Annotated in this window: 10 protein-coding genes and 1 pseudogene; all 11 read right to left on the reverse strand. The window is 38.8% G+C overall.

Annotated features, from left to right (window positions below; all coding sequences use genetic code 11):
• A complete protein-coding gene (locus G632_RS0106485) occupies window positions 1–1,389 on the reverse strand; it encodes an MBOAT family O-acyltransferase (protein ID WP_022768212.1) in 1,389 nt (462 codons plus the stop codon).
• A gap of 26 nt (window positions 1,390–1,415) precedes the next feature.
• On the reverse strand, window positions 1,416–2,234 hold the full coding sequence (locus G632_RS0106490; protein ID WP_026512430.1) for a glycosyltransferase family 2 protein: 819 nt from the start codon (window positions 2,232–2,234) through the stop codon (window positions 1,416–1,418).
• An 11-nt stretch (window positions 2,235–2,245) separates the two neighbouring features.
• A complete protein-coding gene (locus G632_RS0106495) occupies window positions 2,246–3,334 on the reverse strand; it encodes a glycosyltransferase family 4 protein (protein WP_196802273.1) in 1,089 nt (362 codons plus the stop codon).
• A 62-nt stretch (window positions 3,335–3,396) separates the two neighbouring features.
• Complete coding sequence (locus tag G632_RS0106500) at window positions 3,397–4,245, reverse strand: hypothetical protein (protein WP_022768214.1); 849 nt, start codon at window positions 4,243–4,245, stop codon at window positions 3,397–3,399.
• Between the two features lie 8 nt (window positions 4,246–4,253).
• A complete protein-coding gene (locus G632_RS19035; RefSeq protein WP_155828854.1) occupies window positions 4,254–5,153 on the reverse strand; it encodes a hypothetical protein in 900 nt (299 codons plus the stop codon).
• Between the two features lie 728 nt (window positions 5,154–5,881).
• Window positions 5,882–6,265 (reverse strand): annotated as a pseudogene (locus G632_RS22660) (glycosyltransferase family 2 protein); the annotation flags it as partial.
• 48 nt (window positions 6,266–6,313) lie between these two features.
• The gene (locus G632_RS19040) at window positions 6,314–7,246 is read right to left on the reverse strand and encodes a GT-D fold domain-containing protein (RefSeq protein WP_022768217.1); all 933 of its coding nucleotides are present in this window, start codon (window positions 7,244–7,246) and stop codon (window positions 6,314–6,316) included.
• A gap of 41 nt (window positions 7,247–7,287) precedes the next feature.
• Window positions 7,288–8,985: a glycosyltransferase family 39 protein gene (locus G632_RS0106520; protein ID WP_022768218.1), complete on the reverse strand. Its 1,698-nt coding sequence runs from the start codon at window positions 8,983–8,985 to the stop codon at window positions 7,288–7,290.
• 45 nt (window positions 8,986–9,030) lie between these two features.
• Window positions 9,031–10,017, reverse strand: a complete 987-nt coding sequence (locus G632_RS0106525; RefSeq protein WP_022768219.1) for an acyltransferase family protein — start codon at window positions 10,015–10,017, stop codon at window positions 9,031–9,033.
• Window positions 10,001–11,740: an ABC transporter ATP-binding protein gene (locus G632_RS0106530; RefSeq protein WP_022768220.1), complete on the reverse strand. Its 1,740-nt coding sequence runs from the start codon at window positions 11,738–11,740 to the stop codon at window positions 10,001–10,003. The genes G632_RS0106525 and G632_RS0106530 overlap by 17 nt, the downstream gene beginning before the upstream one ends.
• 26 nt (window positions 11,741–11,766) lie before the next feature.
• Window positions 11,767–12,846, reverse strand: coding sequence for a hypothetical protein (locus G632_RS0106535; protein WP_022768221.1), 1,080 nt, complete (start codon window positions 12,844–12,846; stop codon window positions 11,767–11,769).
• Window position 12,847: the final 1 nt, after the last annotated feature.

The following is a 12,847-nucleotide window of genomic DNA, read 5'->3' on the forward strand; positions in this document are numbered from 1 at the left end:
TCAAAAGTTAAAATATAAAAAGATTGACGTTCTGTTCAGTGTAAAGAGGCTCAAAACCATAAGGACCGCCCCGAGAATTGCAAAACGTCTGCTTACTGTTATTTCTCTGTTATAGTTATTTTCCGGTATTAAGCAGATCAAAAGAGCTGCCAAAAGTAAAATCCACCATGGAAGATAACTGTCAAAACATCCCAGAAACTCTGACGATATAAGCGCAGAGTCAAACGAAAAGATCCTGCCCAAAAGGCTTATCCATTGCCTGACTCCATCAGCCCTGAACAGCGCCCATAACAGGCTTACAATAGCAAAATTTAAGCTCCACCGTATTGCCACCGGCACCTTTTTCCATATATCACCGGCAAACCTGTCTATCAGCATAAGAATGCCATGTATGATTCCCCACAGTATGAAAGTATAATTCGCCCCGTGCCATATTCCGCTGACAGCAAACACCACCATGGTGTTAAAGGCGATCCTCCGGGCACTGCATCTGCTTCCACCCAGTGGAATGTAGATATACTTTGTAAGAAATCTGGTCAATGTCATATGCCATCTCTTCCAAAAGTCTCTTATCGAGAGGGCTTTGTACGGAGAATTAAAGTTCTGTGGCAACTTAATATTGAACATAAGCCCTATTCCGCAGGCCATATCTGAATATCCGCTAAAATCAAAGTAAATCTGAAAGGTATAAGAAAGAATGATCAGCCACGCTTCGAGAGATGTTAATCTCGAGATATCGGTATATCCCCACTCGACTGCTCTTCCCAGCCTGTCTGCGATGAATACCTTTTTAGACAGTCCAAGGGAAAACCAGATCAGTCCCCTGGTTAGATTTTCATAGTTTACATTTATTTTCTCGTGTAACTGGGGAACAAACTCACTATGATAGACTATTGGTCCGGCAACAAGCTGTGGAAAAAAAGAAACGTATAATGCATACTCAAGGAAACTATAATCGGCGTTCTCCCTCTTATACGCATCTATAACAAAAGAAATCTGTTGTATTGTATAAAAGCTTATTCCAAGGGGTAAAACAATAGTGTTTATAAATAAGTCCAGATCAAGGAAATGGTTAATGTTCCACTTAATGAAGTTAAAGTACTTATAATAACCGATAAGGCCAACATTGAAAGCCAGACCGATTACCAGCAGCAGTTTCCTGTATGCATCTTTATCGCATCTGTTCATTATCCGTGTTAATGCATAGTTAAAAACGATGCTGGAAACTATTATGAGCAAATATGAGGGCCTGTTATATGAGTAAAAGACAAGCGAAGCCAAAAGCAGCCATATCTGCGCGCCTCTCCTGCTATAGAGTCCCAGCATATAGTATCCGATAACAACCACCGGAAGAAATATTAAGATAAAAACATAGGAATTAAATAACATAGATCAGCCTGTGTATATCAACCCTTTCATTTACCAATCAAAATCCTTATATAAGGCGTAAGCGAATAAATAAGAGCATAAAAAAGTCCAAAGTTCTTGTTCAGAAAATAAAACCATTGCTTAAAGGGTGCTCCCTTTACGGACTCCTTCTTTTTAAGCCTTTCTATTCTTGAAAGCTTTGCATCTCTCCACGTACCACTTGATGGATTGTTCTCACAGATTCCGGCATAAGCCTGCATTACTTCTATCCTGTATCCCGCTCTCTTAATAGCCAGACCATAATCGAAATCCCCAAGACTATGTTTATAGTGAGAATCCATTATTGGTACGCTACCAAATATACCGGCAGGTATGGCCACAAAATTCGCATTAAAGGTATCACACTGCCTGTCATCATCTTCCGGAGTCACCTTCTTATAATGAATACCACTAGTATACTTGACACCCCCATAAGTGCAATGACCATCAGCTCCTCTCATTGCTCCTACAAGAACAGTGTCGTTACCAGCTAGACTTTCGCCCACCTTATCCAGAATCCCCTTATCAAATGAGACGTCGTCATTAACCAGCACATACAGATCATACCTGTCCTGCTGCCGGGCATACTCCATTGCCTTTCTCATTCCTCCGGAGTAAAAGAGATTGCCATCCCCTTTAATGACCGTCAACTCTTTACCATGCCCCAGCGAATTACGCATATTCTCAAGAGCTTCCACTGTTCCATCACCACTGCCATCATCAACAACATAAAAGTGAATATTTGCATCACTAAAAGAAAGACCATTAATACAGCTAATGGTCTTCTCCTTCCTATTATGGCAAGTCAATAAAACAGCTATGTTCATTTCTGTAATACCTAAAAATCCTCAAAACAGCCGGCAACCTTGTTCCAAACAAAATCGGAAAGGACTCTGCTTCTTGCAGAATCTGCAACTGCCGCTGCCAATTCTCTATCTGTGTCAAGCATCGTAATTATATCACACATGTCCGCTAAAGACACACAGATATAACCGCTTTCACCACTATTAATAATAAAATCCGGCCCGGGAGCCTTTATGGCGATCACCGGGCATCTGTGGCACATTGCCTCTAATATTGCCATTCCGTATATTTCATCGGGATTAAAGTTCACATAATAGTCGCAGGCCTTATAAATATCCCTCATTTTAGCATTAGGAACTGTAGATAAAATTGTAACCCTGTCCGTCAGCTTTTTACTCTGAACCATCTGCTCAATATCGCTGCCAAGAGAGCCCTTTCCTACAATCAGCAGATGATGATTGTCATCCAGTTCTTCTAAAAGTTCTATAGCATCCTGTGGGTGCTTGTAGCTCTCCAGCCTTCCCACAAACAACATGATCTTCCTATCGGCCGGAAGCTGATACTCGTTTCGAATCTCCCGAATGCTTCGTGTTGAAAGAACAGTATCCTCTGCTCCAATCCCAACCGGAGCAAGCTTAGCGCTTATTCCATACATGGCACACTGCTTCTGTACAGCGGGCGTCTTAGCATATACCGGGACAGTCCGGTACGCCTTGATATTCCTGCCGATAAGCATTCTGTTAACTGCCTTTTTAATCCAATTGTTGCTGTCGGTATAAAGTGTTCCAATATAGAGATGGCACCCAATATTGTTCTTCTTACAATACCTGATAACATTAGGCGCATACAGCATGTTATCAGCCATGAAATGAACAAGATCCGCATTCCAATTCAGGAGAATAGATAAATCCAATATACCATGGTGGCCAATCCCTTTAGCAGGAAGGACATGTACTGAGATCCTGTCAGATATACAGTTAACTTCCTCGTGACTGCAGTTTTTTGACAGCAGAATAATGTCAACCCTATGCTCAGGATGAAGCTCAGTTACAGCCTTGGCAAGACCAATTTCCTGTGAATTATAAAACTTATTATTTACTTCACCGGTTATGTATAATTTCAAAAAAACTATATTCATATTTTCTTAAGTATCCAATGCCATTAAGTTTAGAATTATGATAACTGTCATTTAGAAACTATTATCATTTTGTTATGCCCAATGGCGTTTGCTATCACAGTAAATGTGCTGCCATAACTGGCATAGAGTGTCTCCGCTCCTGAAAGTATCAGCATCTCGTATAGAGCAAACCTCATTCCCTCAGAACTCATCCTGGAAACGGTTGAATTGGCCTCAGAATAAATCCTATCCGGATATTTTGTCATTAAGTCCCCAAGTATTTCCGAATCATCAGTTGCTACATATATCTTCTTATTATTCAATTCTTCAATCTTGTCATAAAACAACTCAGTCGGGCTATTTGCAATAGCCTCAACATTATCTGTTCGCCTTATATGCATTGCATCATAAACGCCTATTTTTTTTCTGTAATCTTCACATCTGCTAACTATTTCTCTGTTAAATGAGATACCGGACATATCCAGAGTACCATAAAAAGAATAATATGCCTCAATATAGATATACTTACGCCTATGTTCCAGCACCCATTTCCTTAATGCTTTTTGTTCATCCCCGGACATATTCTGATAAGTGGGAAGCTGAACAGTTTTACTCCAGATTCTGAATCCCCTATAAAAGAGCATATGAATGAACTTATTTAGCACAGAAAAGAACTTTCCCTTCTTCAATAGAGCCCTATAGGAATCTTTTCCAAAATGCATTGTCTTAATCCTGGTCTCCAATGGCAGTCCAGACAAAACATCTTCATAATCGCAACCACACTCGTTATTATTACGCCACAAAAGACGAATGTCTGTAATGCCACAATCTTTAGCCAACTGGTACGCAGATGAAATTGTTAGTAATCTATTTCCCAGCCCCCCGCCGGGTTCTATGATAAGTGTCTTTTTAGCCATATATTGTCTCACCTTATCCCAACACTCTTTTTACCGGCTACGAGTATCTCAATGGAATTTAGCCAGAATCTAACAAACATTTTTGCTTTTTTAGAGAAGGTTCTGTTCTTCCACGCCGTAGAGTGATTTATAGTATCTTTTGTAGACTTCTCTAAAGACACAAAGGATAACGGAAAAGTTACTTTTTTCCTATCATTTATGGACTCTACCCGGTTCCTTCCATTTGGATCATTGTAATGTACTCCGGAACCGTCCATGCCAAGATTGTTTACCATCGTATTGTATGGAAAAATAGTAAGTCCTTTATTAGCAAAGCATGTAAAATACCAGGCTACATCCCAGGTCACTCCGCCATTTTTATACTGATGCATGAAAAGATACGAAAAATCCTGACCATTATCTAGTGCAGCTTTATTTCCCATGACAAGCCTCACATCACGCTTATCAATGATTCTTTTCAGATTCTGCCATCTGTCAAGCCAGGTCGCCCACCCCCAAGAACAAAAGGACCGGGTATATCCGTATACTCCGTCATTTTCAGCTATTGACCTAAAAAAACTGTATCCTGTGATAGAATAGACCTTTTTTTCATCCTCATACTCATTAAGACAAGTGTTCATATAATACAAAAACTGATTACAGACCTGAAGGTCATCTTCAATAACTATTACTTTCCCGTGCTTTTTTATAACATAGGATACTCCATCAACTACAGATTTCTCAATTCCCCAATTGGACTCCCGCTCAGTGACAATAACCTCTTTAAAACCGTCCAAGTCGCAAATGTACTTTCTGACAGTCTCTACGTCTTCAGCATCAGATTCTTTTGCCGGAGCATCAGAATAGATATACAAAACAGACTGCTTTGCCTCAGGATTAGTCTTAAGAGCAGCAACAGTCTTTGTCACATGATCAAGCCTTTTATATACAAATAGTACTATCGGTGCATATTCCATTGTTCAGTCCAAACTCATTTCTGCATCTATAGTAAATGTCAAATAAATCTGTCGTTTACTATAGAACTTACTGTGGATCTCTTATAGCTGTTTCACCTTAACGTATGCTTTATAATACCATACAAGAGCGGAATCCAGTTGCACACAAAATACAATATCCGTCTTCCTTTGCTCCAACTAGTTCTATCAGCCATATTATATACTTTTCTATACTTGTTCCTAAGCTCGTTTAAAATACTTTTATCCTTAAGAAGCTTACTAACCTTATAATAATTCGCCAATATTTCTGATAGATAATATTGGCATTCCCTGTCATACAGAATTTTCTCAGAATTGTCTTTGTAAAACGAAAGGCGATTTTCGTAAGCTTTCAATATGTCTAAACGTTTCTTATCGTAAGGAATTCCGGTAATACTCTCATCGCGACTAAAATAATAATACAGAGCTTCATTACTAAATGCTATTTTGCGGGCATTGTATAAAATCTTGAAAGTAGTTCCCTCATCTTCGTGAATGAATCCCTCATCAAATCTAATGTTTCCTATGCAATCTTTTCGAATTATCTTATTCCACAGCATGATTATAGAGCCATGCATGTCTGTATAAAATCTATCAAAAATCTCTTCCCTGGTATACACGTGGATAGGTGCATCCCAGTTAACACTTCCCTTATAATCCCAATCCTCCGTTACAACATGGTAGCACATGCAGATATCGCAATTGTTGTCCTCCATCTTTGAATACAGGTAAAGAATATAGTCTTGATGAACATAATCATCAGAATCAACAAAGCAAATTAATTCTCCTTTGCAATTATTAAGTCCCGTATTTCTTGCAGCGGCAACCCCCCTATTCTCTTGGTGAATTACATTCACTCTCTTATCCTTTCGGGCAAAAAAGTCACAAATCTCCTCTGATCCGTCGTTAGAGCCATCGTCTACCAAAATGATATCCAAATTCTCATAGCTCTGGTTCAATATACTGTTTACGCATCTCTCAAGGTACTCTTTAACATTATAAATCGGAACTATAACCGATACTAATTCCCTATTATTACTTCGCATCTGCAATACCTATAATTGGATTGAATCCTTCTTCAATACTTCTATACATTACCAGTAACATGCATCTTCTACCTTGTCAGCATTCTCTGGAACATCTCCTTTTGATGGGTATATCCAATATTCGGTCTTCATACTCTGCACCAAAGGATTGTCCTCCCATCTTTTTCCCATTATTCCAAAAAGGAGCTGCACATCGCCCCCCATGTGAACAGCCGATTTTCCCGACCTCTTTATTGCCGAGCAAAGTGGTAAACTATAGGCTCCGCATCCAACCAGCGCTATATCGAAATCCAGTTCACCCACTTCTTTACACATAAAATCTAAGGCTTCAAACCAGTCCCCAAATCTCGGATCCTTGCTTCCTGCGATTGTCTGAACCGCTTTATAGGTTGCAAGCCCAAATTCTGGTAAATAATCTTCACTGTAAATCAGCTTGCGTCTTTTATACTGTGCCTCTACAGCTTCAGCAAAAGGTGTAATCACTAAGACCTTTCGACCTCTAAGCACCGTTCCAAATGGCATATTCTGATATATAACCCCAAGCCAGTCAATATCCTTAATATCCTTTTTACAATATCGCCTAATAAAATACTCTTCTTTTGGATACTGCCATCTGATAAGGTAATCAACGTCGGCAATAGCATCCTTCATCAGCGATGAATACTTTTCAATATTATGACAGATTGATCGATCTTTAAGATTTTGTTTGCCCTCAAAATAAAGTTGTTCCTGGTCTGACTTATTCGCAAAAAAACCTGCATTATTGCACAGTTTCTCATAGGCTGAAGCATATTCACCATCATAGCCAAACTCCGCTACTCTCATGGCCCACAGTTCGAATCCGCCAATCTTCCCTGCAACAAACGGATTACCTTCATTAAGTCTCTTATTCATTTCAGCAAAAAGCGTTTCTGCTTTCATCTTTTTTTGTCCATGCAAATATGAACCTAAATAATATGGCAATTCCTTGAGTCCAACCATCTCTAAGTCCTTCTCTGAATTCAAAAAAAACTGGTTTCTTATCAACTCCCTACATAAACCAACTTCCAGAACTCTTTTTCATAATCCGTTGGTTCGTACTTGTAGCGCTGCATAACCCATTGCCCAAAAATCTCGGAATAAAACTGCTCAAGTTCAGGGTACCAATAGGTATTGACCAAAATTACATCCGGCTTCACATGTCCAAACTCGTCATAATAGTTAATCCACAATTCATTGTAATTCCTATTTGATGTAGGCGCATAGCCGGCTGCAGAGGTAGTTCCCTTTAAATAAAAATTATAGATGGAATCATTGGTTATAAGGGCATAAACCTCTCCATCTTCAGAAATGTGCTCTATGGCATCTACCTTGGCCTTGATCTCATCCATCTGCTCTTTCATTACAAATATACCTGCAGCAGGTCCTTCTGTGAATCTTTCAGAACACTGAAACACATTTGCAGGAGAAGTGTAATTTATCCTGATAAAGTAACCCGAAGCAAATACCACGCTAATGACGAACAAAAGGATAACACTTTTTTCAAACACGTCATCCTTTGAGTTCCATTTCAAACTCTCAGATGCTGCAATTATAACTCCAACCACCGCCAACTCTAAGTACATGGCATTTTCATTAAGTCCCATATTAGAGCCAATAAGTGATCCAAAATAGTAAGCGATTCCAAGCCATAGAAGAAACCTTATAATGTGCTCTTCGCTAGTTTTAAATCCTGCACAGACTCCCAGAATAACAATTCCAATATATCTTTCTAAAAAACCAAAAGGCCCGCTTGGTCTGATACCTGAAATATTAAGGAATATGATCATTAGAGATACAAGCCCGATGAAAATATAAAAGACTTTTATTTCTTTCTTGAAAGCATACTTTACTATAACCCATCCTGCAAATGACAGAGCAATAAAGGCTGCCACCCGTATTGTAGACTTTAACCAGTATCCAATAGAGAAAAAGGAGCCAACCATCGATTCATGATCGCCGCTGTTGCTGATTGCTTTAAGTGTCCCAAGAAGTTCAGGAAAGCTCAAGTACTTAAGTAAATATGCAACAATCACTATTGCGACTACTGCGCATGTTGTAAAAAAGACTATCAGATTTCTTACCTTTGACTTCGTATAATCTTTAAAGTCCCACAAAAGTGCCCACATGAAAACCGGCACACTTACCAACATTGTAGGATATGAAAAGATAGAGATTGCGTACAAAAATGCTGCAATAAGAAGCTTTCCCAATTCGTTTTTATGGGTTTTATTAACGTCAACAATAACAAGACCTGCCGCCAAAGAAAGCCATACAGTTATAGCTCCATATTCCAAATTCTGTGTAGCCCTGGGAAGCATATTAGCTATGACTATAGCAGCTAAAAATGCTGAAGCCTCATTAAAGTATTTTTTTAGCTCACGATAACTCCAAATGGCCACCGCTACCTGAAAAGCAACAGAAATAATTCTAAGATAAACTCCAAGGCCGTCCCATGAACCTCTAACTTCCCAGAATACTTTTGAAAACATAGCAGCCCATATCATGGACGTCTGGTGAAGATCCCACAAATCCTTGAACATAATACTGCCACTTGCAAGTTTCGCTGCAAGCAGTGTCAAATAGGACTGATCCTGGTCCCAGCCGAAGAAAATCCTACAATAAAAGCTGAGTAGCGTAGCAATTAGTAATGCTGCCACAGTTATGCTATTCTTATCCTTTAGCACTTTAAATTCCGCCATTTCTCAATCAATTTCTCTTTACAATGCAATCTTTCTCATAATACATTACTTTTTTAGCATTACTCGGAGTAACTTCCCCGATAATTTCTTTTCTACAAAATAATAAGATAATATTGTTAGCAATGTGGTTGCTAAAACGAACATTACCAAATAACCAACATCATACGTTCTCCATAATTCGTCCAAAACAGTAAATACTAAAATATGGACCAGATATATCGAATAAGATACTGCACTTATACCAGTCACAACCTTGTACACTAAGTTTTTTTCACTAAGCACAAGCTTATTGCCCCTAGATGCCAATAAATACATTGATGCTATGACCGGTGCAACTAGGGAATTGCCACTATCCGTCAATACGCATATTAACACAAGCATGCATTCTGCTGATATCACCCATATAGTGTTCCCTTCCTTTTCTGACAGATAAACTAGGATTCCTAAAAAGAAGAAAAACATATACATGATTGGAGTAGCATTGTTTCCTAATAGTCTCAATGCCACATAAAAAACAATAGCTAAAATCCCCGCTACATAATCTCTTTTTACTAGCATAAAAATAACCGGAGCCAGAATATAGAACAAAACAAAAACCGATATACTCCAAGTAGCGCCAAGATTTATCCAAAACTCGCTATCGGTAGGTACCCATCTGTTAAGAAAAAAGATATACCTTACCCAATATAATCCGGAAGAATCCTCAGGTACACGGTTACGTACAGTAAAAAAAATGAAATAAAAACATATCACAAAATAGTATAAAGGCAAAACGTGCACTGCTCTCTTGACATAAAAAATCCTCACAGCAGCAAAACTATCTTTGCTACGCGAAAACTCCTTTTCCAAAGAAACGTATCCCAGATATCCGCTCAATATGAAGAAAAATCCAACTCCCGTTGATCCCTTTTCAAAAAAGCTTCCTATAGTTCCCGGAAGCATGAACCGCTGGCCAATGTGCACTCCTAAAACCATCAAACAAGCCAACGCCCTTAATAGATCAAGAGAGAAATCTCTATTTGAGTTCTTCATAAGTTACTTCCTTCACTTTACCTTCATTAACTTCATAGATAATGTCACACTGCTTAATTGTCGAAAGTCTGTGGGCAATGATAATCATTGTCTTCTTGCCTGCCAGATTATATATGGCATCCATGACAGCTTTCTCCGTATCGTTATCCAGCGCTGATGTTGCTTCATCTAAAACAATCACATCCGGATCAAAATACAATGCCCTAGCAATTCCGATTCGCTGTCTCTGACCACCCGAAATCTTCACGCCTCTTTCACCAAGGCTGGAATTTAGGCCTTCTTCCTGACCTTTGATAAAGTCTGCAATCTGAGCACCTTCCAGAGCCTTCCACACCTTGTCATCATCCACTTTCTCTTCAGGTACACCAAAAGCAACATTGGCTCTTATGGTGTCATCCATAAGAAAGATAGTCTGTGGAATATAGCCGATATGCTTGTGCCATACCTTATCATTCTTAACAACATCAATGCCCGACACTTTAATTGTTCCAGCACAGGGCTTAAGTACTCCCAAAATAAGATCTGCCAGAGTTGTCTTTCCTGCTCCGGAAGGACCAACAAAGGCAATGGATTTATTATTTGGTAAAATAAGGCTTACTTCATTGATGATCTTCTTTTCAGGATGCGAAGGATAAGCAAAAACAAGATCTTTGATAATGATATCCCCATTTTGAATTTCCTCACTACTGTTCTCTAACGAAGAATCCACCATCAAATGTTCCATTTCCTCCATATCCTGATAAACAGCATCAATAGAAGGTCTGTTAAACATCAGCGCACTTAAGTTGTTACTGATCCTGTTAAAGGATGGAAGCATACGAATAGCTGCTACAGCAAATACAGACATTATCGGAATAAACTTATTGACATCTGCTCCCATTGCAATACGGATTGCCATGAATAAGAGCAGCCCACATATACAAAGCGATTCCATTATAGGACGTGGAATATATGACAAAAGCATCTGATGCTGAGCTGCATAAACAAACCTTTTGAATGCCTTGTCATATCTGTTAACAAAATGTTCTTCCTTGCTGAGGGCTTTTATCTCTTTTACTCCACCAAATGCCTCAAGAAAGAACTTGTTTCTATCAGTGATTGCTTCTCTGGTCTCAATTCCATACATCTTCAACTTTTTTCTAAAAAATTTAGCGAAGATAAGCAAAAATACCACCAGCAACACAACCATTAAAAGGCTCGTGTAAAAATCTGTAATCAAAAGAAAAACAGCCAACATCCCACAGACCAGGATTTCTGTTATAAGCTGCAATCCATTTGTAAGAACTGTAATAAAGTTCTGTACATCTGTATCAATATTTCTCTGGAGTTCGGCTATATTATGCTCAACGTGAAAAAGATATTCCTGATTCATGTAGCACTTCATAAGTCTTACTGACAAACGTCTCTGATTATTTGTAATGAAATGATTTTGAGCATTTGTCATTAGGACAAGATAAATATTCTTAATGATGTAAATAAACACCAGGCTGATAGCCATTATCAGAATAAACATCTTATTATCTTGGATTCCAAGCAGTTCCTTAAAAAAATGATATTTGCTGTTCTCGTCTATGACACTTGGGTCTGTGACAGCAGTTACAAGCGGTAAAATAGCTGAAACACCAAGAGTTTCGAACATCGCTCCTATAAGAATTATAAAAAGGAGCATCAGAAATCTTGACTTCTGATGTCTATCCAAAATACTATACGCTTTCTTAATCATAATAATTCACCATTTCTATATCATTATTATTGGCGCTTAGCGTCAATAGCTTTCTTAAGTTCTTCATCGCCATCGTTCTCAATAGATCCGTCCAAATATACCTTTACCCAATCCTTTGTATCAGGGATAGTAAGCCATTCTTTATCGGGATAAAGCTTAAGCACATAGGTAAATGCACCTGCAATTATGGAAAAAGAGCTTGGGGCTGCTACTATTATATCAGCATGGCAGATATTGATAAATGTATCCTCTGCAGAAAGGCTGGTAAACACCTTGAATTTGTCGGATATACCCTTAAGATCATCAAACTGGGTTTCATCTCCCTCAGAAAAAAGATAGAAACATACATTTTCAGGGGCCATAGAAACATTAAGAATATGCCTCATAACCGCGGCATAATAGCCATTGTCAAGCCATCTATCGAGCATCGACTTATCACCCTGCTCAAGAAGAGCCTTTACATCGCCTCTTCTTACATGGAGTGCCACATTAACATGATTTTTATCATTGTCAAATACAAGAACATCCTTAGACCTTGTGGATGATTTCCAGAAAAGATCTCTGATAAGTCGGTCTCCATACATATCATCTCTATCTGCTGTCCACTGCTCATGTTCGTTTACAAAAACAATCTTTTCCCCTTGATATGAAGCGATGATCTGCTTTATAAGTGCCACCGACTCCTTTGAGTCCATATTGTAATAGGGAAGTCTTATTCTTTTATATCCCTTGTCTATAAGCTCCTGAGCTATAGGAAATCCCTCTCCCAGCCCCATCTTCTCGTCCCAGGAGGAATTTACCATAGGAGAGTATGCATACTTAAGTCCTAGGCGCTCAGCGTTTACCAGTCCCGCCCTCCAACTTCCAAGGCCATGACCAAAACCAGCCAAGGGATTGGGGCATTCTGTCATATAGAGGTTCTCATAGCCATCTGATGTGCCGTCTTTTGGCTTTACATTTCTATGCCTGTAAGAACGATAAAAAGGATAGGCTTTTGTCCTATCCTTGATAATCTTATAAAACAAAGAATGAATTTTTAGTTTTATCTTATCTTCAACCGACGCATAATCGTGACGCACCGACTTATCAATATGATATTTCCCCATA

Origin of the sequence: Butyrivibrio sp. NC2007 (genome assembly GCF_000421405.1) — a bacterium.
In the GTDB taxonomy this organism is placed as follows: Bacteria; Bacillota; Clostridia; order Lachnospirales; family Lachnospiraceae; genus Butyrivibrio.

Coding starts and splice junctions, on each gene's coding strand:
- G632_RS0106530 (WP_022768220.1), bottom strand. CDS start 11,740: ATGATTAAGAAAGCGTATAGTATTTTGGATAGACATCAGAAGTCAAGA.
- G632_RS0106535 (WP_022768221.1), bottom strand. CDS start 12,846: ATGGGGAAATATCATATTGATAAGTCGGTGCGTCACGATTATGCGTCG.
- G632_RS0106525 (WP_022768219.1), bottom strand. CDS start 10,017: ATGAAGAACTCAAATAGAGATTTCTCTCTTGATCTATTAAGGGCGTTG.
- G632_RS0106500 (WP_022768214.1), bottom strand. CDS start 4,245: ATGGCTAAAAAGACACTTATCATAGAACCCGGCGGGGGGCTGGGAAAT.
- G632_RS0106490 (WP_026512430.1), bottom strand. CDS start 2,234: ATGAACATAGCTGTTTTATTGACTTGCCATAATAGGAAGGAGAAGACC.
- G632_RS0106485 (WP_022768212.1), bottom strand. CDS start 1,389: ATGTTATTTAATTCCTATGTTTTTATCTTAATATTTCTTCCGGTGGTT.
- G632_RS0106520 (WP_022768218.1), bottom strand. CDS start 8,985: ATGGCGGAATTTAAAGTGCTAAAGGATAAGAATAGCATAACTGTGGCA.
- G632_RS19040 (WP_022768217.1), bottom strand. CDS start 7,246: ATGGTTGGACTCAAGGAATTGCCATATTATTTAGGTTCATATTTGCAT.